Here is a 24,738-nt window from a genome sequence, read left to right on the forward strand (position 1 = left end):
CTCAAGCTCATGGCACTGGAATGGGAACAGATCATCGTCGACTCCGCCGACCCGGTCGCTCTCGGGCGCTGGTGGGCCGAGGCTCTCGGCTGGGTCGTGGTCGACGAGACCGAGGAGATCATCGAGATCCGGCCTGAGCCGGACCGGATGCCGGGGCTGCTCTTCGTGCCGGTCCCCGAGGGCAAGACGTCGAAGAACCGGCTCCACCCCGACTTCCGCCCCGACGACCAGGAGGCCGAGGTCGCCCGGTTGCTCTCCCTCGGCGCCCGGCGCGTCGACACCGTGCAGGACGAGCAGCACTGGGTGACCCTCCTCGACCCGGAGGGCAACGAGTTCTGCGTCCTGGGCGAACGGAAGCACTGAGCAACACCCGGGTCTGCGGGCGACCCGCTGGCGGTCGTCCAGGACGACGATCTTCATTCGGACGTCGACTACGATCACCGGGTGACGTTCGCCGGCAATTGGGACCATCTGGGACCGACTACCAGGGAGGCATACCGGCGTTTCGACGCCCTCACCGAGCAGGGCCTCGACCCCGGTCCCGACACCGACTGGCGCCTCTACGGCACCTACGCCCACACCAAGCTCTGGCTCGGCCCGCACGGCGGCCACGACTACGACGAGCGCGTCCTGCGCCTGGTCCGCACCGTGGCCGCGCGCGCCGTCGACTGGACGCCCGACGACGCCTGGAACCTGGCCGAACGCGCCGGCTACTGGGCCCGCCAGGGCCACACCCGCCACGAGGAGCTCTACCGGATCCCGCTGTCGGCCGCCCACCTGCTCCATCCGCAACAGCGCCGCGACCTGTTCGGCCACCTGACGGACCTCGGAGAGCTCCAGCCGCTCCTGGAGAGCCTGCTCACCGAGGAGGGCTCAGCCGGTGCGGTCAGGAACGTGATCGGGGAGGCCGACCCCTTCGCCACGATGCTGGCCGAGGAGTACGGCGTCCGCCTGGCCGGAATGTCGCCGCTGCTGCGTCACTGGGCCACCGCCGACACACCGGCCCCAGGCGACGGCTGGTTGCCGGTCGTCGGCGGCCTGCTCACCCCTGAGGCCGTCGCCCTGGTCCGCGAGCTGGTCACCCGCCTGGCCGCCTACCGGGGCGGCCCGTTCGTCTGCCACCACGCCGGCATCAGCTGGAGCGAGGACCGCTTCCTGAAGGGCCGGACCGTCTGGGTGGCGTGCGGCCTGATCCGGACCTGCGAGGTCATCGACGAACCTTGGGTCCCGTCGCTGCTCGCCGACGCCGCCGTCACCTGCGGCACCGGCCACGACGGCCCGGGCTCCACCTGCCGCAGCGAGACCGTCGCCAACGAGGCTGTCGGCGGGCTGGCCCGCCGGGGCGGACCCGAGACCGTCACCCCGCTGGCGCTCGTTCAGACGCAGGTGCGGGTGGCGTCCGTACAGGAGAAGGTGACGCGCGCGCTCGACGCGCTCGCCGACGCGGCCGCGCTGACCCGCGACCAGTTCCTCGACCGCACGCCGCCCGCCGCCACCGCCACGCCCCGAGAGGTCGAGCAGGCGCGCACGGTCGCGCGCCACCGCCTGGAGCAGGCGCTCATCCACCAGCGCGAATGGACCTGGCGTGAGGTCGGCGAGCACCTGCTCGACCACCCCGTCACCGGCCCCTACGCACGCGCCCTGGTGTGGCGGATCCCCGGCGGCCCTTCCGGGCTGCCCGTCAGGACCGTCGACGGCTGGGAACTGGCCGGGCAGCGCCCCGAGGGCCCTGTCGCCTTGTGGCACCCGGCCGACGCGGGCGCCGAGGAGGTGGGCGCATGGCGTGAGAGGGGGCCGGCGCAGCCGTTCGAACAGGTCCTCCGCGAGGTGTACGCGGAGGAGCCGGACCGCGTCGCCGGTCACGTCGTGCGCTACGGCCCGGCCCGGACGGAGCTGATCCGGCACGGCTGGACCGGCGTGTCGATCGGCTACTGGGAGCACGACTGTCACGAGGGGCAGGGCGAGGTGGTGCGCGACCTGGGGGGCTGGCAGGCCCGCTGGCTGCTGCGCGTCGTCGAGGGCATGTCCGACGAGGGCTGGGACCTGGACGCGCTGTGCGCGACCAACCCGATGACCTTCCACCGTGACGGCCAGGAGGTGCCGGTGGCGTCGGTGCCGCCGCTGGTGCGGTCGGAGATCTTCCGAGAGGCCGACCTCACGGTCGCCGCCGCCTCGGCCGGCCAGGACGCCCAGCATCTGGTCGACTACTACGACGGATATTGGCACTAGAAGTCCTGCGGTGCCGACCCGACGATGCCCAGGATGACGGCCGCGGGTCGTGGGGGTGGCGTGACTCCGGAACGGTCATCGCCACCCATCTTCCGCTCGAATTCGCCATTCGCCTTGTGAAACGCGGCGATTACTTGAGGAACTGGAAGATGAACGGCGCCACCAGCCCGATCAGGGCAAGGGCCTCGGTGAGGACGAAACCGAGCAGGATGTTCTGGCGGATCAGCGGATACGCCTCGGGCTGGCGGGCGATGGCCTGCACGCCCTGGCCGAAGATGATGCCGACGCCCACGCCGGGGCCGATCGCGGCCAGACCGTAACCGATGGCGGTGATGTTGCCGGAGACTTGAGCGAGTACGTGCATTGCGCCGCCTTTCTGGCGTCCGGTGAAGCAGTGAATCGCTGGTCTGCTTGCATTCCAGCCCGTGGACGCGAGAAAGAAAAGATGGCGTTTCTCTAATTTATCCGCAAAATGCTCGTTGAACGGCGTACTGGACAAATCGATCTACATGTAGAACGCGTGAGCGGGTCCTTCCGTGCGCCCGCCGCGGGCGCACGGAAGGACCGGGGTCAGCGGGTCTCCCTGCCTTCGATGGTCGCCTTGACGGTGCTCGTGGCGGCGCGGGCCTTGGCGGCCGGCCGGGCGGTGTCGGGGCCGGGCAGGTCGCGGCTGTAGGCGTAGACGACGGCCGCCGTGGCGACCGCGCCGGTGTTCAGCGCGAGTGCCTTGTCGTTGATGTTGGCGGTGGTGTCGCAGGCCTGGTGGTAGCAGGGGTCGTAGGGCTGTCCGGCGGTGCCGCCGAAGATCGCGGCCTCCTCGGGCGTCTTGATGCCCTCGGCGCCGGTGAACACGCCGCCGGAGGGGATGCCGGCCTCGATGAACGGGCCGTAGTCGGAGCGGCCGTCGAAGTCGGTGCCGTTGTGCCCCTGGTGCAGCAGGTCGAAGTACTTCTCGTAGAGTTTCTCGATCTCGTCGGAGCCGGGCGGGCCCGCCGGGGCGCCGACGCCGTCGGAGTCGTCGCCGTCGTAGATCTTGAAGGCGTAGTTGGTGGAGCCGAGCATGTCGTAGTCGAGGAAGAGCTTGATCTTGGACAGCTCGGCCGCGGGCAGGGTCTCCACGTAGTGGATCGAGCCGAGCAGGCCCAGCTCCTCGGCGCTCCACCAGGCGAAGCGCAGCCGGTTGCGGGTCGGGATCTTGCCCAGGGCCTCGGCGACGGCGAGCGTGGCGGAGGTGCCGGAGCCGTCGTCGTTGATGCCGGGCCCGGCCGGGACGGAGTCGAGGTGGGCGCCGGACATGACCACCTTGTTCGGGTCGCCCCACTTGGAGTCGGCGATGACGTTGTAGGTGGTGCGCATCTCGCTGACGGTGTCGGTCTTGATGTGGATCACGCCGCCGGTCGTGGCCAGTTCCTGGCCGACGGCGAAACTGGTGCCCAGCACGGGGATGGTGACGGGCGTGCCGAGGTTCCCGCGCAGGGTCGCGGTCCGGCCCGGCTGGCCCTCGTTGAAGACGATCACCGCGACGGCGCCGGCGGCCTTGGCGTTGTTCGCCTTGACCACGAAGTCGCAGGTGCCGCGCTGCAGCAGCGCGATGTTGCCCGGCGTGAACCCGGCGAAGTCGGCCGCCTCGCACCCGGAGTTGGAACTGCTGGGCGTCGGGCCGGGCGGCAGGACCAGGTCCACGTTCTGCAGCGACGCGGTGACCTCGCCGGACCCGGAGTAGGTCATGGTGGCGAACTCGCCGACGGTGGAGCCGTCGGGCGGGGTCGGGGTGAAGACGCGCGGGCTGGGGGAGACGCGCTCCATCAGCGCCGTGGACTTCTCCTCGAAGTAGGCGATGTCGAACGGCTGGAGGGTGACGTTGTACCCGGCCTTCTTGAGCCTGGCGGCGACGTAGTCCCGCGAGGCCAGGTGGCCGCTGGTGCCGGCGGCGCGGTTGCCGTTGTTGGCGTCGGCGATGTTCTGCAACGCCTGTAGATGTTTCTTCACCGCGGGGGCGGTGACCGAGTCGATCAGCTTCTTCTCGGCCGGGGCAGGCGCGGGGTCCGCCTGTGCCGCGGTCGGAAGGAGAGCCAGAGGCAGGGACAGTGCCGCGGCCGTCGCAAGGACGCGGAAGGCGCCTCTGCGCAGGGTGATGCGCATACGAGCTCCTCGAACTGAGATGAAACAGGTGTCTTTCCCGATTCAGCGGCCCAGGAGAATACATAAGCCGACAAATCCACCCGTGGGAAGAATTTGAGTCGTCCAATGTTGGACAAGTGCATCCCGGGGACGGCAGGGGCGGCGTGCCGCCCGCTACCAGCCCAGTTCGTCGCAGCCCTGGTGGTCGACCGGCTCCACCTGCAACGTGGCGTGCGCGATGTGGTGGCGCTCCCGCAGCACGTCGCGGGCCCGGTCCAGAACGGCGTGGTTGTCGCCCGGCTCGGCGGTGACCAGGTGCGCGGTGGCCACGTTCATGCCGGAGGTGAGCGTCCACAGGTGCAGGTCGTGCACGTTGTGCACGCCGTCGATGGCCGCCAGGTCGGCCGCCACGGCGGCGGCGTCGATGCCCTCGGGCACGTGCTGCCCCAGGACGGCGAAGACCTGCCGCCCCAGCGACACGGCGCGGACGGCGACGAACACACCGATGGCCAGCGCGACGACGGTGTCCCAGAACGCATGCCCGGTCGCGGCCACCAGCCACCCCGCCACGATGACGCCGACCGACCCGGCGGTGTCGGCCACGACCTCCAGGTAGGCGCCCTTGACGTTGAGGCTCTCGCGCGCGCCGGAGCGCAGCAGGAGCAGGGCCACGAGGTTCACCACGAGGCCGATGGCGCCGACGACGAGCATCGGGCCGGAGGAGACCTCGGCGTTCCGGCCGAGGCGGCCGACGGCCTCGATCACGACGTACAGGGCGACGCCGAGCATCAGCACGACGGCCAGCAGCGAGGCGAACACCTCGGCCCGGTAGGAGCCGTAGCTGCGCCGGCCGGTGGTGTCGGGGCGGGCGGCGATCCTGGTGGCGACCAGCGCCGCGCCGAGCGTGACCACGTCCGCGGCCATGTGCCCGGCGTCCGACATCAGGGCCAGCGACCCCGAGATCAGCCCGTAGACCAGCTCGACCAGGAAGAACCCACCGATCAGGACGAACGACACCGCCAGCCGCCAGCGGTGCCGGGCCCCCGCGTGCCCGTGCCCGTGACCCACGCCCATCAGCGCTCGCCCTCCCGCTCCGGGTGGATGGCCTCGGTGTGCTCGGTGTGGGCCAGCGCCAGGTCCAGCAGCATCCGTACGTGCGGATCCGCCAGCCGGTAGTACGCCATCCGGCCCGAACGGCGGGCGGCCACGATGCGATGGGCGCGCAGCAGGCGCAGCGCGTGGGAGACCGCCGACTCGCTCTGCCCGGTCACCGCCGCCAGGTCGCACACGCACAGCTCGCCGTCCAGCAGGGCGACCAGCAGCTTCAGCCGGTTGGGGTCGGACAGCAGGCCGAAGACGTCGGCGGTGTCGGCCAGGTCCGCGGCGGCGGGCATGCGCTCGTGCACGGCCGCGACGCGGTCGGCGTCCACCACCTTGACCGCGCAGCCGTCCACGGCCAACACGTGGTCATCTGAAGAACTGTTCACATATCTAACCTGGCGGGACATGTCGGTGATCTGTCAACCTGCCTCAGGCCCGCAGCCGCGGGGTCAGCCGCCGCAGCGCCGCCGCCAGCCGGTCCACCTGCGCCGCCGAGGTGAACAGCGCCGGCGTGACCCGGACGGCGTCGCCCCCGGCCATGCCCGTGCGGGCGACCGTGTAGAGGCCGTAGGCGTCCAGCAGGGTGGCGGCGACGGCCTCGTTGTCGGCCGTGGAGGTGCGGCCGGTGATGCGGAAGGCGGTGATCGCGCCGTACATGCCGGGCTCGTCCGGGGTGAGGATCTGCAGGCCCGGCAGGTCGCGGACCTGGCTCACCCAGCGGTCGCGCAGGTGCCGCAGCCTCGCCTGCTTGACGGCCGCGCCGAGCCGCAGATGGAAGTCGAGCGCGTCGGGGACCGTGAGGGGCGCCGCGACGTCCATGGTGCCCGAGTGGACCCGCGAGCGGATGTCGCCGGCCGGGAAGCTCTCGTCGCCGAAGACGGGCTCGATGTCGGCCAGCCGGTCCCGGCGGATGAAGAGGAACCCGGTCCCGAGGGGCGCGCCGATCCACTTGTGCAGCGAGAACGCGGCGAAGTCGGCGTCGAGGTCGGGCAGCGTGAAGTCGAGCTGCCCCCAGGAGTGGGCGGCGTCCACGACGACGTCCACGCCGCGCTCGCGGGCCATCGCGACGATCTCCCGGACCGGCAGCACCAGGCCGGTGCGGTTGTTCATGTGCGACAGCAGCAGCAGGCGGGCCCTCGAGGTGGTCCGCAGCGCCCGCTCGTAGGCGTCCAGCGCCGCCTGCCGGGTGGCGGGCTCGGGGAGGACGAACCGGGCGACCGTGGCCGCGCGCCGCCCGGCCAGCCAGTTCATGGTGTGCTGGGCGGAGGGGTAGTCCAGGTCGGCGTAGAGCACGGCGTCGCCGGGCCGCAGCCGCCGGTAGCCGGAGATGAGGTTCTGCAGCGCCTCGGTGCCGCCCCGGGTGAGCGCGATCTCCGCACGAGTGACCCCGAGCAGCGCGGCGATCCGGTCGCGCACCTCGTCGGCCCTGGCCTTGTACGCCGTGCGCAGCAGGTGGGAGTTGCGGGCGTTGAGGACGTCGACGTTGCGGTGGTAGGCGCGCCGGACCGGCTCCGGCATGATCCCGTAGTAGCCGTTCTCCAGGTTGACGAAGTCGTCGCTGACCCGGAACTGCCGGGCCACACCCGCCCAGAAGCGTTCGTCCCGGGCCAGGGCCGTGGCGTCGGTGGCGTCGGCGGCGGCCTGGGGGAGCGCTCGGGGGAGCGCCTGCGGGAGCGCGGCCAGCGCGCCGGCCCCGGCGATGACCGCGCGTCTGGACAGAACTATGAGACACCCCCAAGATCGGGCGGCGCGGAATCGGGGCCGCGCCGGGCGAATGCCAGTGTCGCGGAGATGTCGCCGCGCGGCGAAAAAGGCTCGCCGTCGTTCTCGCCGCGTGGCGAAAAAGGCTCGCCGTCGTTCCCGCCGTCCGGCGGGAAATCGCGGGCGCCGGAGAGGGGCGGTGGCGGCGATTCCCGTGCGCCGGGAATTTCTTTACCTCGGCCTTGGCCTTTTCCCGGCGCGCCGCGCCGCGTGGCGGGCATGATCTGCGGTGATGCTCACGACCAGGTCAGCCCGCGCGCTCCGCCCGCCCGTCCCGGGGGCCGGCCGGTGGTGGCCGCACGCGATGCTGGCCCTCGCCCTGCTGATCACCGTCGTGTTCGCGCACGGCGGCGCGTGCGCGGCCGTCGAGCTGTCCGAGCGGGCCCAGGGCGGCCCCGCTCCGTCCGCCCAGAGCGCCCACCTCGACGTACACCGGCACGTCAGATGGCTGTCCGGGCGGATGCCGGTGCGCGACGCCGGGTGCCTGCACGGCGAGCTGCCGCCGGGCCACCTGCACGGCACCGAGCAGGAGTGCGCGGCCACCACGGCCACCGCCGCCGCGCCGGCCGTGGCCGCCGTCCCGGCGCTCGCCGCCGGGCCCGCGGCCGTCGGGTCCGGGGCCGTACGGCCCGCGCCGCGGGCCGCCTCGCGGCAGGCCGTTTCCGGCCAGGAAAATCTCCGCGTGATGCGCATATAGGACGCGCGTCTTTCGTCGCCGTCCTTTTCCATCGCGCCCGCGGCGTCTTCCGTGCCGCGCGAGCGCCGTTCATCTCGGGGATAACAACCAATGTCGTACGACACTTTGCCGCGCCCTGACATTCTGCCCGCCATCGGCAATTCGGGTATTTGCGTAACCGTCGGAAACACACCGCTGGCGTTCGTCGCCGCGCCGTTCGTCGCGGACGGCGGCGGCTTCTGGGCCAAGCTGGAGGGCTTCAACCCGGGCGGCATCAAGGACCGGCCCGCCCTGCACATGGTCCGGCAGGCCCGCGCCAGGGGCGAGCTGGCCCCCGGCGCGACGATCGTCGAGTCCACCAGCGGCACCCTCGGACTCGGGCTGGCCCTGGCCGGCATCACCTTCGGCCATCCGGTCGTCCTGGTCGCAGACCCCGGCATGGAACCGCTCATGCAACGGCTGCTGACCTGCTACGGCGTACGGCTGGAGATCGTGCCGGAGCCGCATCCCACCGGCGGCTGGCAGCGGGCCCGCCGCGACCGGGTCGAGGAGCTGCTGGCCGAGCTGCCCGGCTCCTACTGCCCCGACCAGTACGGCAACCCCGACAACGTGGCCGCCTACGCCGGGCTGGCCCGCGAGCTGCTGTCGCAGCTCCCGCACATCGACACGCTGGTCTGCTCGGTCGGCACCGGCGGGCACAGCGCGGGCATCACCCGCGAGCTGCGCCGCCACCTGCCCCGGCTGCGGCTGGTCGGCGTCGACACCGTCGGCTCGACCATCTTCGGGCAGCCCGACCGCCACCGCCTGATGCGCGGCCTGGGCTCCAGCATCCACCCCGCCAACGTCGCCTACGACGCCTTCGACGAGGTCCACTGGGTGAGCGCCGCCGAGGCGGTGTGGGCCTGCCGCACCCTGGCCGCCCAGCACTACGTCTCCGGCGGCTGGAGCACCGGAGCCGTCAGCCTCGTGGCCCGCTGGCTGGCCGGACGGGCCGGGCCGGGCGGCTGCGTCGTCGCCGTCTTCCCCGACGGGCCCTGGCGCTACTGGAACACCGTCTTCGACGACGGCTACTGCCGCGCCCACGGCCTGCTCGGCGTCACCCCCGCCGACGAGCCCGACGAACTGGACGACCCCGCCGAGCGCGAGGTACGCCGCTGGAGCCGCTGTGCCGCCGTCCGCGACCCGCTGGCGGGCAGGCGATGAAGGCCACGCTGGCGCAGTTCCGCTCCTTCGACCGGCCGATCCGGCTGCTGCAGGTCAACCAGGCGGGCATCAACATCGGCTTCTACATGCTGATGCCCTACCTCGCCCAGCACCTCTCGGCCGGCGCGGGGCTCGCCGCCTGGACGATCGGGCTCATCCTCGGCCTGCGCAACGCCAGCCAGCAGGGCATGTTCCTGATCGGCGGCACGCTGGCCGACCGGTTCGGGCACAAACCCATGATCATGGCGGGGTGCGCCCTGCGTACCGTGGGGTTCGCGCTGTTCGGGCTCACCACGTCGCTGCCGCTGCTGGTGGCGGCCGCGGTGATCACGGGGCTGGCGGGGGCGCTGTTCAACCCGGCCGCCCGCGCGTACCTGGCTGCCGCGGCCGGGGAGCGCAAGGTGGCCGCCTTCGCCGTGTTCAACGTGTTCTACCAGGGCGGCATCCTGCTCGGGCCGCTGCTCGGGGTGCTGCTGCTGGCGGGCGGGTTCACCGCGGTGTGCCTGGGAGCGGCGGGGATCTTCGCCGTCCTGACCGTGCTTCAAGGGTTCTACCTGCCCGCGCGGCCCCGGGAGCCGGGGCGGGCGCGGCAGCCGGTGCTGCGGGCTTGGCGGCAGGCGTTCGGTGACCGGGCGTTCGTCTCGTTCGCGGCGTCGATGATCGCTTCGTACGCGCTGTCGTACCAGATGTACCTCGCACTGCCGCTGGAGGTGCAGCGGGCCGGCGGCGGCCAGTGGGCGGTGACCGCCCTGTACGCGGTGTCGGCGCTGCTCGGCATCGCCGGGCAGGTGCGCCTGACCGCCTGGTGCGGCGAACGGTGGAGCCGCGGCCAGGCGATCACCCGCGGGCTGGCCCTCATGGGGGCGGCCTTCCTGCCCATGGTCGCCGCCGCGCAGCTCCACCTGCCGCGGGCGGCGACGCTGACGGCCGCGCTGGTGTGCGCGCTGCTGCTCGGCGCCGGGACGCTGGTGGCCTTCCCCTTCGAGATGGCCACCATCGCCGACATGGCGGGCGAGGAGCTGGTCGGCACCTACTACGGCCTGTACAACCTGGCGTCCGGCGCGGGGATCCTGGCCGGGAACCTGCTGTCGGGCGCGCTGCTGGACGTGGCCGCCGACGCGGGCTGGGCGGGCCTGCCCTGGTTGTCACTGACCTTCGCGGGGCTGGTCTCGGCCCTGGCGGTGGCCCGCCTGGAACACCGCAACGCCCTGCGGCCACGCCTCCCGGCCACCATGGCCACCTAGCTCGTTCGCGACCTGGTCAGAGCCTGGGGCGCATGGCGATCTCGTGGGCCCGCGACGCGGTCAGGGCGTGGGGTCGGCGTCCCCGGTGGCGCGTCTGCGGCGGCCGGCCACGACGGTCGCGGCTCCGCCCGCCACCAGTGCCGCCGCGGCCACCCACAACCAGCCGGGCACGCCGCCCGAGCCCGTCTCCGCCTCGGCCTGGGCGACCGGTGACGGGGAGGCCGCCGGGGCGACCTCGGCCGGAGTCCCGGTCGAGGCGGGGGTCTCGGACGAGATCGGGGTCTCGGACGAGATCGGGGTCTCGGACGAGATCGGGGTCTCGGACGTGGTCTCGGTCGGGGTCTCGGTCGGGGTCTCGGTCGGGGTGGCTGGGGCGGTGACGGTGAAGCGCAGCTCGCCGGCGATCGGGTGGCCGTCGGAGGAGACCACCCGCCAGGCCAGCCGGTACCGGCCGGGCTCCAGCGGCGCGGCCGGCTCGGCCTTCACCGTGACGCCCTGGGCCCGCGGCTTGCCCAGCGGCAGGTTCTCGCCCGCCGGGCCGTCGAGCACGAGGGTCGGCAGGGTCATGCGGGAGGTGAACTCCAGCTCGATGCTCTCCACCCGCGCGAGCTTGGCGCCGTCGGCGGGGGAACTGCTCTTCAGCCGGTCATGGGCCAGCGCGGCGGGCGCGGCGGCCAGCAGCACCAGGACGGCGCCACCGACGGCGACACCGGCACGAAGGGCTGCCCGGAACGGGGGACGCGCGGCACGAAGGGCCGCCCGGAACGGGCGACGTGCGGGACGAAGGGGATGAATCACTGCGCACTCCGAGGTTCCTGGATCCGGCTCGACCGCCGGATGGACATGCAGTCCGGCGCGCGACGGGACGCGGAGGGCGTGCCGCGGCGGCGCCGGCTGGGTCGTCTGCCTGCCGGGAGGCACGCCGGACCCGCCGCATGACGGGGAACGTCAGCGGCCGGACGGCCAGGCGTGCGCAGCCGGGCGGGGCGGCCCGCGCCGGGAGAGCACCGGGGCCAGCAGCAGCGCCCGGTGACCCACCACCGGCGGCCACAGCGGGCACGCGCGGGCGGGCCCGGCGGGCGGCGGGGCCAGGACGGACAGCCAGTCGCACAGCACGGCCCACAACCGGGCCAGCCGTACCGTGCTCAACCGCAGCAACGCCGCCAGCGCCGCGTCCCCGCGGGCCAGCCACCAGCTCGACGAGACGGCCACCGCCAGGTGGATCACCACCATCCCGGAGGAGCCGTGCCCGTGGGCGCCGCCCCCGGCGGGCGGCCCGGCGAACGGGCCCGCGAAGGGTCCGGCGAACGGGCCGGCGGAAGGACCGGCGAAGGATGGCGTGGAGGTGTCGAGCAGGTGGCTCAGGCCGTAGCGGGCGGACTCGGAGGCGTCGAAGAGCTCGTGGAGGCCGTACTGGGCGGCCACGCACATGGTCAGCAGGGGCGCCCATCCGCGGGGACGGGAACCGGCGGCGTAGGCGGCCGCGAAGGTCGCCGCGACGGCCAGGGCCAGCGGGCCGGGCGCGATCGCCGTGCCGCCGACCAGCGTGTGCAGCGCCGCCGAGGCCAGGACGCACACGGCCGTGAACACCGCGGCGCGAAGCGCGCGGACCACGGGACGGGCGACCTGCATCCGGCCATCGTGCCAGAGCCCGGCCGGGCCGTCATCCGCGTCCTTGCGCACCGGGCGGGCGCGACACGCGGACGCGCCAAGCGGACGCACCGGGCAGGCGTGACACGCGGGCGCGCCGGGCCGGCGCGACGGGGAGCCGGCGCGGCTGGGAGGTCAATGATGTCGCGGGGTCTGGAGTTCGCCGCCCAGGCGGTCGCGCAACCGTTCCAGCAGGTCGGCCGTGGCGACGACGACCCAGCGGTCGCCGACCAGGTACGCGCCGCCGTACGCCTGGGCGATGTCGAGCCAGTCTCGTTTGCCCTTGTCTGTGCTGAACGTCACGATCGTCAGGCGGCCCTGCGGGCTGTCGCAGGCCGCCTGCCGCAGCTCGGCGGCGTCGGTCTGCAGCTTGCCGGCGGGGCAGCCGAGCAGCGTGGTGAGCTGTTTCATGTCGCCGGCCGGCACCTTCGGCGCGACGGCGACGGCGGGGGCGGGGGGAGCGGCGCCGTGGTGGTGCGCCGGCTGCCCCTGGGGGACGGGGGCGGCCGCGCACCCCGCCAGCAGGGCGATGCCCAGGGCGGCGATCGCCTGCCGCGACGCGCGGACGGGTGCTTCGAGGGGTTCGGGCATGAGGTCGGTGTTCCGCCGGAGTGTCGATGGGACCGGTCCCCCGTGGAAAGACGCGCTTCCAGGGGCCGGCATGGTCAGGAAGTGGGCGGGGCGGGGGAGGGGAGCGGGGGCTCGGGGAGCTGGTTGTGGTTCACCAGGCCGGTCGATTCGAGGTACGTCATGTGGCGCATGACGAAGTTGATGCCTTCCTGGGCGAACTTGCGGATCTCGGCGTTCCTGGTCCCGGCCCGGACGAGCGCCAGGGTGCCGAAGACCTTGCCGTGCGCGGCGCGCAGCAGGTTCGCGTAGTCCTGGTCGAAGGCCGGGCCGCTCTCGGCCGCGAGCTGGGCCAGCCAGCGCTGCTGGTCGGGGTTGGGCTGGTCGGGCAGGGCGACGCCGAGTCTGGCCGCGGTGTCGCGGGTCATCTGGTCCAGCTTCTGGTGCTCGCCCATGATCTGCTTGCCGACCTGCTTGACGCGCTGCGACTGGGCGCGGGTGGCGGCGTACTCGCCGGCGGGCATCTCCCAAAGGCCGGCCTGCCGCACCTTGATCAGCAGGTCGACGTCGGCGGCCGAGAGGGGGCCCGAGGGCGTGAGGGTCCGTTGCGCGTCCGCGGGGTCGATCGACGGAGGCAGGATCAGCAGGATCGTCGCCGCCGCCGCCGCGACGAAGCCGCCGAGCATGAACATCTCACTGCGCAGGAGCCTGTGCATGCTCGAAGGTACGCGGGCCCGCCCGATCCGGTTCAACGGATCCGGGACCGGTTTCCTGCATACCCCCTATGGGTATAGAGTGCGCCGTATGAGACGTCTTGAACCCCTTGTTCCTGAGAAGGCCCCCGAGAAGTCCCGTCAGATCCTGGACGACATCGTCGCCAGGCACGGCGCGGTGGGTGACATGGTGTCCACGATGGCCCACTCGCCCGCGTTGCTCCAGGGATACCTGGACTTCTCCCGGGCGATGAAGCGGGTGAAGATCCCGCGCGCGCTCAGCGAGAAGATCTCCCTGGCCGTGCAGGAGTGGATCGGCTGCGGCACGTGCCTGGCCGCGCACACCGAGGGCGCGCTGGCCGCCGGGCTGAGCGAGGCCGACGTCGCGCTGGCCCGCCAGGGCACCTCGGCCGACGCGCGGGAGGCCGCCCTGATCTCGGTGGCGGTGCGGGTGCTGGTCGAGCCGTCGTCCATCACCGACGAGGAGGTGGCCGGGCTGCGCTCGCTCGGCTGGAGCGACCGGGTGATCGCCGAGGTCGTCGGCCTGGTCTCGCTCAACCTGCTGACCGGCGCGTTCAACCTGCTCGTGGGGAACCAGCCGGAAGCGGAGCAGGCCAGGGGTTAGCTCGTGATGTACTGGCTCATGGCGATCGGCGTGCGACCGGACCGGGTTCCCGCACGCCCCGGCGACGGATGGAGGACGACATGACCGCGCACGAACCGGCGGCATCCCCGCAGGGCCACCACCGGGCCCACGCCGACGCGATCGACGCCTTCATCGCGGCCGCCAACGCCGACGACCCCGACCACCGGTCCGCGCTGCTCAGCCGGGCCCTCGCCGCCGACGTGGTGTTCTGGGGGCCGCTCGGCCGCGGGTCGGGCCGGGGCGCGGTGGCCGACTTCGTCACCGAGGTGGTGCAGGGCTACCGGGCCGGCGGTTGCCGGATGGTCCGTACGACGTCCGTCGACGCGCCGCACGAGTGGGCCAGGTTCGGCTGGCGCTTCGAGGGGCCCGACGGCGCCACCGTCCTGTCGGGCACCGACATGGTGCACCTCACCGCCGCCGGCGACATCGACGAGATCGTGGTCTTCGCCGGTCCGCTGCACTGACACCCGCTTCCGCCGTCCAGGACCTAAGCCCTTCGCCCGCGGGACGTTCGCCGCTGCCGCCACCGCCCCCGCGCGAGGGACCGTAGAGGCGGAAAGCGAGGTGGCGATCATGTCGATCGAGGTCAGGGACGTCATGGGACGCGTGGCGATCGCGGTGCTGGAGCACGCGTCGTTCGCCGACATCGTGGCGGCGATGAAGCGGTACGCGGTGGGCGCGGTCACCGTGATCGACGCCGACCGTCGGCCGGTGGGCGTGGTGTCGGAGGACGACCTGCTGCTCAAGGAGACCGGCCACGCCCGGCACGCCGTCTCCGTCCTCGACCCGCGGGCGCGGCGGCAGGAGCACCGCAAGGCCGCCGCCGTCACCGCCGCGGAGCTGATGACGTCGCCGGCGGTCACGGTGACCCCGGGCATGCCGGTGCGCGAGGCGGCCCGGATCATGCACGCCCGGCGCATCAAGCAGCTCCCGGTGATCGATCCGGTCACCGGCCGCGTCGTCGGCACCCTGCACCAGCGCGACGTGCTGCGCGTCTTCACCCGCCCGGCCGCCGAGCTGGAGGCGGACGTCAGGGCCGTGCTCCCGCCGGACGGCACGTACACGGTCGCGGTCGACGCCGGCGTGGTCACGATCACCGGCAGGCCGGCGGGCGGAGCGCGGGCCGCCGCGCTGGCGGAGGCGGTCCGGGCGGTGGAGGGCGTCGTGGACGTCGTGATCGAGCTCGACCGTGACCGGGAGGACCTGTTCACCGTCCCGCCGCTGCTGTAGTGGCCGGGCGCGGCCCGGCCTGATTCGGGCGGCGAGGCGACCTGCTGGGACACTGAACGGTATGTCGGAAAGTGCGCAGCGCAGCCTGATGCCCCAGATGCGGCTCGACGAGCTGCTGGCCGAGCTGCAGACGAGGCTCAACGCCGTCCTCGCCACCCGTGACCGGGTGCACGCGCTGCTGGAGGCCGTGGTCTCGGTCGGCAGCGACCTCGACCTGGAGACCGTGCTGCGGCGGATCGTCGAGACTGCCACCAAGCTGGTGGACGCCACCTACGGGGCGCTCGGCGTGGTGGGGGAGGAGAGCACGCTCGTCCAGTTCATCCCGGTGGGGCTGAGCGAGGAGGAGATCGCCCGCATCGAGCACTGGCCGCACGGGCTGGGCCTGCTCGGCCTGCTGATCAAGGACGCCCGCCCGCTGCGGCTGGGCCGCATCTCCGACCACCCCGAGTCCTACGGCTTCCCGCCCGGCCATCCGCCGATGGGCACCTTCCTCGGCGTCCCGGTACGCGTGCGCGACGAGGTGTTCGGCAACCTCTACCTGACCGAGAAGCGCGGCGGCGGCGACTTCGACGAGGAGGACGAGGCCATCGTCGTCGCGCTGGCCACCGCCGCCGGCGTCGCCGTGGAGAACGCCCGCCTGTACGAGGAGTCGCGCCGGCGCGAGACCTGGCTGAAGGCGTCCTCGGAGATCACCACCAGCCTGCTGTCCGGCGCCGGCTCCCGCGAGGTGCTCACCACCATGGCCGCGCGGGCCCGCCAGATGACCGACGCCGACCTGGTCCAGGTGCTGCTGCCCGACCCGTCGGGCGGCACGCTGACCGTCGACGTGGCCGAGGGCGAGGGCGCGGGCGAGCTGCTGGGGATGGCGTTCGACGTCTCGGCCACCCTGGCGGGGGAGGCGTTCACGCACGCCGAGCCCAGGTCCGAGCGGGACCTGCCGGGCCCGCCCTACCCCGACTCGCCGCTGCGGCGGCTGGGCTACGGGCCTGGCCTGATGGTCCCGCTGGGCGCCGCGCCCCGCGTGCGCGGCGTGCTCATGCTGGCCAAGCGCGGCGGGCGGCTGCCGTTCAGCGGGGCCGACCAGCAGATGCTGGAGTCGTTCGCGGGGCAGGCGGCGATCGCGCTGGAGCTGGCCGAGGCCCGCCGCGACGCCGAACGGCTCGGCCTGCTGGAGGACCGCGACCGCATCGCCAAGGACCTGCACGACGTCGTCATCCAGCGACTGTTCGCCACGGCCATGACGCTGATGAGCACCGTCCGGCTGGTCGAACGCCCGGAGGCGGGCAAACGGCTGCAATACGCCATCGACGAGCTGGACGAGACGATCCGGCAGATCCGCTCGTCCATCTTCGCCCTCCAGGCGCCGCGCGAGGACGCCGCGCCGAGCCTGCGCACGAAGATCGTCGACCTGGTGGAGGGGGCCGGCGCGCACCTGGGGTTCATGCCCGGCCTGCGCATGGAGGGCCAGATCGACACCCTGGTGCCCGACCAGGTGGCCGGGCACCTGCTCGCCGTCCTGCGCGAGGCGCTGTCCAACGTGGTGCGCCACTCCCGCGCCACGCGGGCCGAGGTCTCCATCGAGGTCGCCGGCGGCCGGCTCGCCCTCGTCGTCGGCGACAACGGCGTCGGCGTGGGCGACGGCGGGCGGCGCAGCGGCCTGCGCAACATCGAGGAACGGGCCGCCGGCCTCGGCGGGGCCGCCGAGCTGGAGACGCCGGAGGAGGGCGGCACCCGCCTGCGCTGGCACGTCCCGCTGTGAGGGCCGCCCGAGCCCCTCGCGCGTCCTAGGTCCCGGCAGGCCGGGACCTTCGTCCATACCTCGCGTCATGCCCGCTGAGCTGTGATGGGACGGCACAGCCAGGTGATCGCGGCCATCCAGGCCGCCCCACCTTGGCATGAACCACGTGAGGAAGACGTGACGAACGCACCGGCCACCCCCCCGGCCGCAGCCCGGCGTTGATGCTCACCCTGGCGACCCTGGGCTTGTTCATCGGCCTGTTCGGGCAGACGTCGATGGCCGCGCTGCTGATCGGCGGGTTCTTCCTCGGCGTCGGCGGCACCGTGTTCGCCGTCGGGGTGCCGTTCGTCAACGCCTGGTTCCCGCCGAACCGGCGCGGCCTGGCCGTCGGGATCTTCGGCGCCGGGATGGGCGGCACCGCGATCAGCGCGCTGACCACCGTCCCGCTGGTCCGCGCGGGTGGCGCCGCCGTGCCGTTCCTCATCACCGCCGCCGTCCTGGCCGCCTACGCGGTCGTGGCGTGGCTGGTGCTGCGCGACGCGCCCGGCCGCACCAACCGGATGGCCGGGTTCGTCCCGCCGCCGGTGATGGGCTTCCTGTACGGCCGGCTCGGCTCGTACGGCCTCGGCCTGGTCCTGCTCGCGGCCACCGCCGTGCTCACCCTGGCCCTGACGGTGACCGCGGTCCGCGCTCTGGCCGCCCGCCGCGTGGCCGGCCCGGCCGGCTCACGCTGACCGCGCCGCACGAAAGAGGGCGGGGCCCGGCCGTGCGGCCGGGCCCCGCCCCAGGGCGTTCAGCGGTAGGTCACTCGGCGATCCGGCGGCCGGACAGCTGCTCGGCGTCGACCACGATGTAGTGGTCGCGGCTGCCCGGAGCCCACGGGGACAGGGGCAGCGCGGCCAGCCGGGCCGTCTCGGCCGGGTCGGTCACCGCCCGCGCGTGCCCGACCGCCGTCACCGACCAGCCGGTGCGCATCGCGGGGTCGAACTCGTCGGCCTCGAACGCCACCACGGCGTGCCGGGTGGCCGCGGCCAGCTTCGACCCGATCGAGGTGCGGATGACGACGCGCTCGCCGTCGAGGCAGAAGTTGACCGGCTGCACGGCCGGCAGGGCGCGATCGGTGAAGACGATCCGCCCGATCGGCGTGGACGACAGCAGGCGCAGGCACTCCTCACGGGAGAGCACCTGGAGCCCGGACGAATCGAGTTGCATGCTGCACAGCCTCCCACCAGGTACGTTCCCGGCGTCAGAGGCGAAAGTCCCATCGCGGGGGACGTTCAGTCGCGACGGTCGGCCCGCAACCGCGCCGACAGCGCGGCGGCCTGCGTCCGGCGCTGCATGTTGAGCTTGGCCAGCAGATTGGACACGTAGTTCTTGACCGTCTTCTCGGCCAGGAACATGCGCTCGCCGATCTGCCGGTTGGTCAGCCCCTCGCCGATCAGGTCGAGGATGTTCCGTTCCTGCTCCGACAGCGCCGCCAGCGGGTCCTGCCGGGCGGCCTGGTCGCGCAGCCGCTGCAACATGGCGGCGGTGGTCTGCGGGTCGAGCAGCGACTGCCCGGAGGCCACCGTGCGCACCGCGCCGACCAGGTCGGAGCCGTGGATCTGCTTGAGCACGTAGCCCGAGGCGCCGGCCATCACCGCGTCGAACAGGGCGTCGTCGTCGGCGAACGAGGTCAGCATGAGGCAGGCCAGCCCCGGCACCTTCGAGCGCACCTCCCGGCACACGTCGACGCCGTTGCCGTCGGGCAGGCGCACGTCGAGCACCGCGACGTCGGGCTTCAGGGCCGGGATGCGGGCGATCGCCGACTCGGCGGTCCCGGCCTCGCCGATCACCTCGATGTCGTCCTCGGAGCCCAGCAGGGCGGCCACGCCACGCCGCACGACCTCGTGATCGTCGAGAAGGAACACACGAATCATGTCTGCGACGCTACCGCCTCCCGTCACCCGGAAGTAGGGACCAAGGTCCCCGGCCGCCGGTCGTGGGCCCATCGGCCGGCACGAAGGGACTTTGGTCCCTGCCGGGGCCGCCGGCCCGCCCACCAGCCTGGATCCATGACCGTGGTGGCAGGGGACGAGTTGTGAGCGACATGGACGCGACCCCGGGCATGGGGCCGTTGCCGGCGGCCAGGAAGTTCTTCACCAGGGCGGAGGTGTCGGCCGACGGCCGCACCCTGCACCAGATCGACCCCGGCGCCTGGGACCGCGGCCTGCTCGTCCCCAAGAGCTGGACCGAGGCCGTCGGCGTGGACGAGCACCTCTACCACCTGGTGTCGGTCAGCGCCGGGACCGTGGCCGGGTCATGGTCGTCGCGGGCCTGACGCTGCTGCTGGCCCGGCGCCTGACCAGCCCCCGGGTGCGGCGCACCACCACCCGCGCCGACAAGGTGCTGTTCACCGTGCTGGCCGTGGTGATCGTGCTCGGCGTGGCCGCGACCGTGGGCAGCAACCTGCTCGGCGGCGGCTACGACTACCGGGCGACGATCGCCGTCTGGTTCCGGGGCGTGCTGACCTTCCGTCCGGATCCGCGGCTGATGGCCGGCGTGCCGCCGCTGTTCCAGCTGCACGCGATGTCGGCCTGGCTGCTCGCCGCGATCTGGCCGTTCACCCGGCTGGTGCACGTGTGGTCGGCGCCGGTGGCGTACCTGTGGCGGCCCTACGTCGTCTACCGGCGGCGCATGCCCGTCCGGCCGCGGGCCTGACGACACGAGGAATCCCAAGGAAGGAGAGCGTGATGGGCGGTCAGATCGTGGTGGCGGTGGACGGATCCGCGCCCGCGACCACGGCGGTGGAGTGGGCGGCGGCCGACGCCGCGCGGCGCGGGCTGGACCTGCGCATCGTGCACGTGCGCAGGCCGGGCGGGGCGGACGGCTCCGCCCGCGCGCTGGAGACCGCCGCCGCCCTGGCCGGGCAGGCCGGACGGGCCGGGCACGCCGGACGGGCCGGGCACGCCGGGCAGGCCGGGCCGGTGGGGGTGACGACGGAGGCGCTCGCCGGGAACGTCGTGGACACCCTGGTCGCCGAGTCGCTCGCGGCCGACAGCCTGGTGCTGGGCTCGCGCGGGCTCGGCGGGTTCACCGGCATGCTGGCCGGATCGGTGAGCGTCGCCGTGGCCGGGCACGCCGCCGGCCCGGTCGTCGTCGTCCGGACGCCGCCGCAGGGGCGGCACGACCGGGTGGTGGTCGGCTTCGACGGCTCCGGGCACGCCCGGGCGGCCATGGAGTACGCCGTCGAGCAGGCCAGGGCGCGCCGGGCGCGGCTGCACGTGGTCTCGGCCTGGCAGATCCCGGTCTCCTCGCCGTACGCCGCCGCCTACGGCAGCCTCATCGAGGTCATGCAGGACGCCGACCGCCAGGCGCACGGGCACGTCGTCCCGTGGCGGCACGCCAACCCCGACCTGGTCATCACCGAGGAACAGCCGTGCGAGCACCCGGTCTCGGCCCTGGTCCGCGCCGCCGGGACGGCCGACCTGGTGGTGGTGGGCTCGCGCGGGCTCGGCGGGTTCGCCTCCGCCGTCCTCGGCTCGGTCGGCCACGGGGTGCTGCACCACGCGGCCTGCCCGGTGGCGGTCGTCCGGCCCCGCTGCTGACCTTCGGGGCCGCCCCCTTCACATGGAGTGGATGCGCCGGCCGGTGACGTGGTGGGGGACGATCCGGATGTGCAGCCGCCGGTCGCCGCCCGCCCACGGGGTGACGTCCGGCTCGGCGGCCTGCTCGTCGGGGGTCACGTGGTGGGCGGGCCCCTGCACGAGCACGCTCCACCCCTGCCGCCGGGCCTCGTCGATCCGGTCCACCTCGAAGCCCACCATGACCTCGACGCCCTCCAGGCCGGTCCGCAGGTCCTCGTCGAGCGGGCCGCCCGCGGCGGTGCGGAAGACGATCGCGCCGTCGTGCACGCGGAAGTTGACGGGCAGCACCGTCGGGCCGTGCGAGCCGTTGAACGCGATCCGGCCGATGCCGCCGGCCGCGATCAGGCGCAGGCACTCCTCGCGGTCGAGCACCTCCAGGACGGGCTCGGCCATCGCGGGCCCGACGCCCGGCGGACGGTCGCGCCCGCCGCCCAGCAGGTCCTGGCCGGTGGTCCCGAGCGCGTCGGCCAGGCGGTTCAGTGTCCCCCGGTCCGGGATGTCGACGTGCTCCTCCATGTACCGGAGGTAGCCGGCGGACATGTCCGCCCGCTCCGCCACCTGCTCGACGGTGAGCCCCAGCCGCTGCCGGTGGTACCGGATGCGGTGGCCGAAGTCGCCGGTCCCTGTCACTGTCTCCTCCTGCCGCTGCGTCCCTTTGCCTGTCGCAGCCTTCCAGGCACCCCGTACCCCGGACAGGGTCTTTCGCCCCTTCATGGGACCAACGTCCCTCGCCCCGGGGACGCACGGCCCTACGGCGCGGACGCCGGGAAGAGGAGCCTGGCCTGCATGGATGTCCTGGATCTCTCCCGGTGGCAGTTCGGCATCACGACCGTCTACCACTTCCTCTTCGTGCCGCTCACGATCGGCCTGTCGATCATCGTGGCCGGTCTGCAGACGGCGTGGCACCGGACGAAGAAGCCGGAGTACCTGCGGCTGACCCGGTTCTGGGGCCGCCTGTTCCTGATCAACTTCGCCATGGGCGTGGTGACGGGCATCGTGCAGGAGTTCCAGTTCGGGATGAACTGGAGTGACTACTCCCGCTTCGTCGGCGACGTGTTCGGCGCGCCCCTGGCGATGGAAGGGCTGATGGCCTTCTTCCTGGAGTCCACCTTCCTCGGCCTGTGGATCTTCGGCTGGGACCGGCTGTCGCCCCGGCTGCACCTGGCCACGATCTGGCTGGCCGCCATCGGCACCAACATCTCGGCCTACTTCATCCTGGCGGCCAACTCCTGGATGCAGCACCCCGTCGGCTACCGGATCAACAACGGCCGCGCCGAGCTGACCGACATCTGGGCCGTCCTGACCAACTCGACCACGCTGGTCACCTTCCCGCACGTCCTGTTCGGCGCGTTCCTGACCGCGGCCGCGTTCGTGCTGGGCGTCAGCGCCTGGTTCCTGCTGCGCAAGCGGGACGTCTCCCTCTTCCGCACCTCGGCCCGGCTGGCGCTGGCCGTCAGCCTCGTCTCGGCGGTCGGGGTGTCGTTCTCCGGCCACTGGCAGGCCCAGATCATGACCGAGCAGCAGCCGATGAAGATGGCCGCCGCCGAGGCCCTGTGGGAGGACGAGACCTCCGCGGGCTTCTCCCTGTTCGCCATCGGCGACGTCGAGAACGGCCGCAACCACGTCAACCTGCAGATCCCGTACGGCCTGAGCCTGCTGTCCACCAACACCCTGGACGGCGAGGTCGAGGGCATCAACGACATCCAGGCCCGCTACCAGGCCCTGTACGGCCCCGGCGACTACCGGCCGATCGTCGGCCTGGCCTACTGGTCCTTCCGGCTGATGATCGGGTTCGGCATGTTGTCGGCGCTGCTCGCCCTGGCCGGGCTCTGGCTGACCAGGCGCGGCCGGCTGCCCGCGGGCCGCTGGGCCTACCGGCTGGCCATCGCCGGCATCGGCCTGCCGTTCCTGGCCAACAGCATGGGCTGGATCTTCACCGAGATGGGCCGCCAGCCGTGGACCGTCTTCGGGCTGATGCGCACCGCCTACGCCGTCTCGCCGACGGCGGACGTCCCCTCGGTGGCCATCACGCTGGTCGGCTTCACCCTGGCCTACGCCGTGCTCGCGATCATCGAGATCCGGCTGCTGGTCAAGTTCATCCGGATCGGGCCGAACGAGCAGGACGAGCCCGAGACCGCCGTCCCCGCGCTGAGCTACTGAGGAAATCATGGAAAACGTCTGGTTCGTACTGATCGCCGTGCTGTGGACCGGCTACTTCCTGCTGGAGGGCTTCGACTTCGGCGTCGGCATCCTGATGCCCGTCCTGAGCCGCGAGGAGGCCGACCGGCGGGCCGTCCTGCGGACGATCGGCCCGGTGTGGGACGGCAACGAGGTGTGGCTGCTGGTGGCCGGCGGCGCGACCTTCGCCGCCTTCCCCGAGTGGTACGCCACCCTGTTCAGCGGCTTCTACCTGCCGCTGTTCCTCATCCTGCTGGCGCTCATCGCCCGCGGCGTGGCCCTGGAGTACCGCAGCAAGAGCGACAGCACCCGCGGCTGGGACCGGGCGCTGTTCTGGGGGTCTCTCGTCCCTGCCTTCCTGTGGGGGGTGGCGTTCGCCAACATCGTGCGCGGTGTGCCGCTGAACGCCGAGCACGAGTACACCGGCACGCTGCTGACCCTGCTCAACCCGTTCGCGCTGCTCGGCGGGCTGGCCACGCTGCTGCTGTTCACCCTGCACGGCGCGGTCTTCCTGGCCCTGCGCACCACCGGCGACCTGCGCCTGGCCGCCGGGCGGATGGCCAAGAGCATCTCCCCGGCGGCCTTCCTGGTGGTGATGGCGTTCCTGCTGCTCTCGGACGGCGGCGGCGGCGCGCTGCGGTGGGCCGCCGTGGCGCTGGTCGCGCTCGGCCTGGCCGGCGCGGTGGCCGCGACCGTGCGCGGCCGCGACGGGTGGGCCTTCACCGCCAGCGCGGTCGCCGTGGTCGCCCTGGTGGCCGCGATCTTCAGCGGCCTGTTCCCGAACGTCATGCCCGCCCTGGACCCGGCCAACAGCCTCACCGTGACCAACGCGGCCTCCAGCCCGTACACGCTGACCGTGATGACCTGGGTCGCGGCCATTTTCACGCCCCTGGTGCTGGCCTACCAGGGCTGGACGTACTGGGTGTTCCGCCGCCGCCTCACCGGCGCCGTCCGGACCTGACGGCCGGCCGGATCATCGGCGGGGTCGTCGGCGGGGTCGGCGCCCGGATCGTCGGCCGGGTCGTCGGCGGGGTCCGCGCGGCGGCGTCAGCGCCGGGCGGCGTCCACCGCGGACAGCACGGCGGCGGACATGGCCTGGTGGCCCGAGGCGTTCGGGTGGAGTCCCACCGAGTCCACGCCCTCCATCGGCTCCATCCACCGGACGCCGAGGGGCTTGCACAGGTCGTGGCCCACCGAACCGGTGTAGGTGTCGACGAATCGGGCGCCGCCCGCCGCGGCGCGGGTGGCGAGCATGGTGTTGAGGCGCTTCTCCACGTCCCGCAGCCAGGGGGCGTCGCCCTTGGCGATGGGGACGGTCGCATAGCAGTTGCTCCCGTCGTCCGGCATGATGACCGGATAGCCGACGACGAGGACGTCCGCGCCGGGGGAGCGCCGCCTGATCTCCTGGAGCACGGCGTCGACCTTGTCGCCGGTGGCGGCGATGCGCCCGGCGAGCTGGTCGATGCCGGCCAGGGTGTAGCTGGCCTTGCACGGCGAACCGCCGGGGTTGAGCTTGCCGAGGATGACGCAGCGGCCGATGATGCCGCTGACGTTGATGTCGTTGCCGCCGATCCCCAGCGTGACCAGGTCCGTCTCCGGGCGGAGCGCGTCCAGCTGGGGCGGGGCGGCGCCCTGTGCGCCGGTCATGTTCTCCGTGGTCGCGCCGGCGCAGCTGACGTCCGTGAAGATGGCGACGGCCCGCGCGGCCGCGGTCAGGGTCGGGTAGTTGCGGTCGGAACGGCCGCAGTCGGCGTCCGTCTGGGTCGGGATTCCCGGGCCCGCGGTGTAGGAGTCGCCGAGGGCCACGTAGTGGCCGACGGCGGTGTCGCTGACGGTGTCGCTGGTGGAGCCGTGCGCGGCCGGCGGCGCCAGGAGCGAGGAGACGGCCGCCGTGACGACCGCCGCTGAGAACGTGAGGGACTTCTTCCCGAACATGGTCACCTTCTCTGGAGGGGGGTGAGGGCAGGGGCCGGCGCGGCGGCGGAGGCGAACGCCGCGCACGCAGGGCGAACCCGCGGCGCGCAGCCATTTCCTACCAGGTGGTTAGTTTTGCCG

General features: G+C 73.0%; 26 protein-coding genes and 1 pseudogene. 14 read left to right on the top strand and 13 right to left on the bottom strand.

All coding sequences use genetic code 11. The annotated features are described in order from the left end of the window. Nucleotides 1-9 precede the first annotated feature (9 nt). The gene (locus tag ACFYYW_RS05190; protein WP_387645282.1) at nt 10-363 is read left to right on the top strand and encodes a VOC family protein; all 354 of its coding nucleotides are present in this window, start codon (nt 10-12) and stop codon (nt 361-363) included. Between the two features lie 81 nt (nt 364-444). Continuing rightward, nucleotides 445-2,229: a DUF4132 domain-containing protein gene (locus ACFYYW_RS05195; RefSeq protein ID WP_387645285.1), complete on the top strand. Its 1,785-nt coding sequence runs from the start codon at nt 445-447 to the stop codon at nt 2,227-2,229. Nucleotides 2,230-2,359: 130 nt separating this feature from the next. Here ACFYYW_RS05195 and atpE read toward each other — a convergent pair whose 3' ends face one another. The 5 genes from atpE to ACFYYW_RS05220 all read right to left on the bottom strand — a co-directional run bounded on the left by atpE (nt 2,360) and on the right by ACFYYW_RS05220 (nt 7,032). Further along, complete coding sequence (gene atpE / locus ACFYYW_RS05200; protein WP_352329951.1) at nt 2,360-2,593, bottom strand: ATP synthase F0 subunit C; 234 nt, start codon at nt 2,591-2,593, stop codon at nt 2,360-2,362. 206 nt (nt 2,594-2,799) lie between these two features. Beyond that, nucleotides 2,800-4,371, bottom strand: a complete 1,572-nt coding sequence (locus tag ACFYYW_RS05205) for a M28 family metallopeptidase (protein ID WP_387645288.1) — start codon at nt 4,369-4,371, stop codon at nt 2,800-2,802. Nucleotides 4,372-4,524: 153 nt separating this feature from the next. Beyond that, nucleotides 4,525-5,424: a cation diffusion facilitator family transporter gene (locus ACFYYW_RS05210; RefSeq protein WP_387645291.1), complete on the bottom strand. Its 900-nt coding sequence runs from the start codon at nt 5,422-5,424 to the stop codon at nt 4,525-4,527. Further along, a complete protein-coding gene (locus ACFYYW_RS05215; protein WP_387645294.1) occupies nt 5,424-5,813 on the bottom strand; it encodes an ArsR/SmtB family transcription factor in 390 nt (129 codons plus the stop codon). Before ACFYYW_RS05215 ends, ACFYYW_RS05210 begins: the two co-directional genes overlap by 1 nt. A 67-nt stretch (nt 5,814-5,880) precedes the next feature. Then, complete coding sequence (locus tag ACFYYW_RS05220; protein WP_387645297.1) at nt 5,881-7,032, bottom strand: aminotransferase class V-fold PLP-dependent enzyme; 1,152 nt, start codon at nt 7,030-7,032, stop codon at nt 5,881-5,883. 412 nt (nt 7,033-7,444) lie between these two features. On the opposite strand from ACFYYW_RS05220, the gene ACFYYW_RS05225 reads away from it, so the two are divergent. The 3 genes from ACFYYW_RS05225 (at nt 7,445) to ACFYYW_RS05235 (ending at nt 10,335) form a co-directional block, all read left to right on the top strand. Further along, complete coding sequence (locus ACFYYW_RS05225) at nt 7,445-7,909, top strand: hypothetical protein (protein ID WP_364421052.1); 465 nt, start codon at nt 7,445-7,447, stop codon at nt 7,907-7,909. 90 nt (nt 7,910-7,999) lie between these two features. Continuing rightward, nucleotides 8,000-9,091: a PLP-dependent cysteine synthase family protein gene (locus tag ACFYYW_RS05230; protein ID WP_387645300.1), complete on the top strand. Its 1,092-nt coding sequence runs from the start codon at nt 8,000-8,002 to the stop codon at nt 9,089-9,091. Next, on the top strand, nt 9,088-10,335 hold the full coding sequence (locus ACFYYW_RS05235; RefSeq protein WP_387645302.1) for an MFS transporter: 1,248 nt from the start codon (nt 9,088-9,090) through the stop codon (nt 10,333-10,335). Before ACFYYW_RS05230 ends, ACFYYW_RS05235 begins: the two co-directional genes overlap by 4 nt. A 60-nt stretch (nt 10,336-10,395) precedes the next feature. Here the strand turns inward: ACFYYW_RS05235 and ACFYYW_RS05240 are convergent, their stop codons facing one another. From ACFYYW_RS05240 to ACFYYW_RS05255, 4 genes are all read right to left on the bottom strand, one after another. Further along, nucleotides 10,396-11,133 carry a copper resistance protein CopC gene (locus ACFYYW_RS05240; RefSeq protein WP_387645305.1) on the bottom strand — a complete coding sequence of 246 codons (738 nt, stop codon included), beginning with the start codon at nt 11,131-11,133 and terminating at the stop codon, nt 10,396-10,398. A gap of 150 nt (nt 11,134-11,283) precedes the next feature. Next, nucleotides 11,284-11,967, bottom strand: coding sequence for a hypothetical protein (locus ACFYYW_RS05245; protein ID WP_387645308.1), 684 nt, complete (start codon nt 11,965-11,967; stop codon nt 11,284-11,286). A 153-nt stretch (nt 11,968-12,120) separates the two neighbouring features. Beyond that, nucleotides 12,121-12,576: a hypothetical protein gene (locus tag ACFYYW_RS05250; RefSeq protein ID WP_387645311.1), complete on the bottom strand. Its 456-nt coding sequence runs from the start codon at nt 12,574-12,576 to the stop codon at nt 12,121-12,123. A gap of 74 nt (nt 12,577-12,650) precedes the next feature. Then, on the bottom strand, nt 12,651-13,268 hold the full coding sequence (locus ACFYYW_RS05255; RefSeq protein ID WP_387645313.1) for a DUF4142 domain-containing protein: 618 nt from the start codon (nt 13,266-13,268) through the stop codon (nt 12,651-12,653). A gap of 88 nt (nt 13,269-13,356) precedes the next feature. On the opposite strand from ACFYYW_RS05255, the gene ACFYYW_RS05260 reads away from it, so the two are divergent. The 5 genes from ACFYYW_RS05260 to ACFYYW_RS05280 all read left to right on the top strand — a co-directional run bounded on the left by ACFYYW_RS05260 (nt 13,357) and on the right by ACFYYW_RS05280 (nt 17,613). After that, complete coding sequence (locus tag ACFYYW_RS05260) at nt 13,357-13,890, top strand: carboxymuconolactone decarboxylase family protein (RefSeq protein ID WP_387645316.1); 534 nt, start codon at nt 13,357-13,359, stop codon at nt 13,888-13,890. An 80-nt stretch (nt 13,891-13,970) separates the two neighbouring features. Next, nucleotides 13,971-14,375 carry a nuclear transport factor 2 family protein gene (locus ACFYYW_RS05265; protein WP_387645319.1) on the top strand — a complete coding sequence of 135 codons (405 nt, stop codon included), beginning with the start codon at nt 13,971-13,973 and terminating at the stop codon, nt 14,373-14,375. Between the two features lie 109 nt (nt 14,376-14,484). Further along, nucleotides 14,485-15,141, top strand: a complete 657-nt coding sequence (locus ACFYYW_RS05270) for a CBS domain-containing protein (protein WP_387645322.1) — start codon at nt 14,485-14,487, stop codon at nt 15,139-15,141. Nucleotides 15,142-15,202: 61 nt separating this feature from the next. Continuing rightward, a complete protein-coding gene (locus tag ACFYYW_RS05275; protein ID WP_387645325.1) occupies nt 15,203-16,900 on the top strand; it encodes a GAF domain-containing protein in 1,698 nt (565 codons plus the stop codon). 200 nt (nt 16,901-17,100) lie between these two features. Beyond that, complete coding sequence (locus ACFYYW_RS05280) at nt 17,101-17,613, top strand: MFS transporter (RefSeq protein ID WP_387645328.1); 513 nt, start codon at nt 17,101-17,103, stop codon at nt 17,611-17,613. A gap of 70 nt (nt 17,614-17,683) precedes the next feature. On the opposite strand, the gene ACFYYW_RS05285 is transcribed toward ACFYYW_RS05280, so the two are convergent. Next, a complete protein-coding gene (locus ACFYYW_RS05285; RefSeq protein WP_387645331.1) occupies nt 17,684-18,091 on the bottom strand; it encodes a pyridoxamine 5'-phosphate oxidase family protein in 408 nt (135 codons plus the stop codon). A gap of 65 nt (nt 18,092-18,156) precedes the next feature. After that, entirely contained in the window at nt 18,157-18,798 is a 642-nt protein-coding gene (locus ACFYYW_RS05290) for a response regulator transcription factor (protein ID WP_352326402.1), read from the bottom strand. A gap of 188 nt (nt 18,799-18,986) precedes the next feature. Here ACFYYW_RS05290 and narI point away from each other — a divergent pair. Both narI and ACFYYW_RS05300 read left to right on the top strand, forming a co-directional pair. Next, a pseudogene (gene narI / locus ACFYYW_RS05295) lies at nt 18,987-19,579 on the top strand (respiratory nitrate reductase subunit gamma). Between the two features lie 32 nt (nt 19,580-19,611). Then, on the top strand, nt 19,612-20,466 hold the full coding sequence (locus tag ACFYYW_RS05300; protein WP_387645335.1) for a universal stress protein: 855 nt from the start codon (nt 19,612-19,614) through the stop codon (nt 20,464-20,466). An 18-nt stretch (nt 20,467-20,484) separates the two neighbouring features. On the opposite strand, the gene ACFYYW_RS05305 is transcribed toward ACFYYW_RS05300, so the two are convergent. Beyond that, on the bottom strand, nt 20,485-21,135 hold the full coding sequence (locus ACFYYW_RS05305) for a helix-turn-helix domain-containing protein (protein WP_387645338.1): 651 nt from the start codon (nt 21,133-21,135) through the stop codon (nt 20,485-20,487). A gap of 156 nt (nt 21,136-21,291) precedes the next feature. Between ACFYYW_RS05305 and ACFYYW_RS05310 the strand changes: the two genes are divergently transcribed. After that, the gene (locus tag ACFYYW_RS05310; protein WP_352326394.1) at nt 21,292-22,665 is read left to right on the top strand and encodes a cytochrome ubiquinol oxidase subunit I; all 1,374 of its coding nucleotides are present in this window, start codon (nt 21,292-21,294) and stop codon (nt 22,663-22,665) included. Nucleotides 22,666-22,672: 7 nt separating this feature from the next. After that, nucleotides 22,673-23,644 carry a cytochrome d ubiquinol oxidase subunit II gene (gene cydB / locus ACFYYW_RS05315; RefSeq protein WP_387645341.1) on the top strand — a complete coding sequence of 324 codons (972 nt, stop codon included), beginning with the start codon at nt 22,673-22,675 and terminating at the stop codon, nt 23,642-23,644. An 86-nt stretch (nt 23,645-23,730) separates the two neighbouring features. On the opposite strand, the gene ACFYYW_RS05320 is transcribed toward cydB, so the two are convergent. Next, entirely contained in the window at nt 23,731-24,618 is an 888-nt protein-coding gene (locus tag ACFYYW_RS05320) for an SGNH/GDSL hydrolase family protein (RefSeq protein ID WP_387645344.1), read from the bottom strand. Between the last annotated feature and the right edge of the window lie 120 nt (nt 24,619-24,738).

Source organism: Nonomuraea sp. NPDC001831 (assembly GCF_042892035.1).
GTDB lineage: Bacteria > Actinomycetota > Actinomycetes > Streptosporangiales > Streptosporangiaceae > Nonomuraea.

Excerpts from the sequence above, each read along its gene's own strand:
- ACFYYW_RS05235 (WP_387645302.1), top strand. The coding sequence starts at position 9,088 with ATGAAGGCCACGCTGGCGCAGTTCCGCTCCTTCGACCGGCCGATCCGG.
- ACFYYW_RS05190 (WP_387645282.1), top strand. The coding sequence starts at position 10 with ATGGCACTGGAATGGGAACAGATCATCGTCGACTCCGCCGACCCGGTC.
- cydB (WP_387645341.1), top strand. The coding sequence starts at position 22,673 with ATGGAAAACGTCTGGTTCGTACTGATCGCCGTGCTGTGGACCGGCTAC.
- ACFYYW_RS05255 (WP_387645313.1), bottom strand. The coding sequence starts at position 13,268 with ATGCACAGGCTCCTGCGCAGTGAGATGTTCATGCTCGGCGGCTTCGTC.
- ACFYYW_RS05300 (WP_387645335.1), top strand. The coding sequence starts at position 19,612 with ATGGGCGGTCAGATCGTGGTGGCGGTGGACGGATCCGCGCCCGCGACC.
- ACFYYW_RS05275 (WP_387645325.1), top strand. The coding sequence starts at position 15,203 with ATGTCGGAAAGTGCGCAGCGCAGCCTGATGCCCCAGATGCGGCTCGAC.
- ACFYYW_RS05205 (WP_387645288.1), bottom strand. The coding sequence starts at position 4,371 with ATGCGCATCACCCTGCGCAGAGGCGCCTTCCGCGTCCTTGCGACGGCC.
- ACFYYW_RS05310 (WP_352326394.1), top strand. The coding sequence starts at position 21,292 with ATGGATGTCCTGGATCTCTCCCGGTGGCAGTTCGGCATCACGACCGTC.
- ACFYYW_RS05270 (WP_387645322.1), top strand. The coding sequence starts at position 14,485 with ATGTCGATCGAGGTCAGGGACGTCATGGGACGCGTGGCGATCGCGGTG.
- atpE (WP_352329951.1), bottom strand. The coding sequence starts at position 2,593 with ATGCACGTACTCGCTCAAGTCTCCGGCAACATCACCGCCATCGGTTAC.
- ACFYYW_RS05250 (WP_387645311.1), bottom strand. The coding sequence starts at position 12,576 with ATGCCCGAACCCCTCGAAGCACCCGTCCGCGCGTCGCGGCAGGCGATC.
- ACFYYW_RS05210 (WP_387645291.1), bottom strand. The coding sequence starts at position 5,424 with ATGGGCGTGGGTCACGGGCACGGGCACGCGGGGGCCCGGCACCGCTGG.
- ACFYYW_RS05260 (WP_387645316.1), top strand. The coding sequence starts at position 13,357 with ATGAGACGTCTTGAACCCCTTGTTCCTGAGAAGGCCCCCGAGAAGTCC.
- ACFYYW_RS05280 (WP_387645328.1), top strand. The coding sequence starts at position 17,101 with ATGCTCACCCTGGCGACCCTGGGCTTGTTCATCGGCCTGTTCGGGCAG.
- ACFYYW_RS05265 (WP_387645319.1), top strand. The coding sequence starts at position 13,971 with ATGACCGCGCACGAACCGGCGGCATCCCCGCAGGGCCACCACCGGGCC.
- ACFYYW_RS05285 (WP_387645331.1), bottom strand. The coding sequence starts at position 18,091 with ATGCAACTCGATTCGTCCGGGCTCCAGGTGCTCTCCCGTGAGGAGTGC.
- ACFYYW_RS05245 (WP_387645308.1), bottom strand. The coding sequence starts at position 11,967 with ATGCAGGTCGCCCGTCCCGTGGTCCGCGCGCTTCGCGCCGCGGTGTTC.
- ACFYYW_RS05225 (WP_364421052.1), top strand. The coding sequence starts at position 7,445 with ATGCTCACGACCAGGTCAGCCCGCGCGCTCCGCCCGCCCGTCCCGGGG.
- ACFYYW_RS05290 (WP_352326402.1), bottom strand. The coding sequence starts at position 18,798 with ATGATTCGTGTGTTCCTTCTCGACGATCACGAGGTCGTGCGGCGTGGC.
- ACFYYW_RS05320 (WP_387645344.1), bottom strand. The coding sequence starts at position 24,618 with ATGTTCGGGAAGAAGTCCCTCACGTTCTCAGCGGCGGTCGTCACGGCG.
- ACFYYW_RS05230 (WP_387645300.1), top strand. The coding sequence starts at position 8,000 with ATGTCGTACGACACTTTGCCGCGCCCTGACATTCTGCCCGCCATCGGC.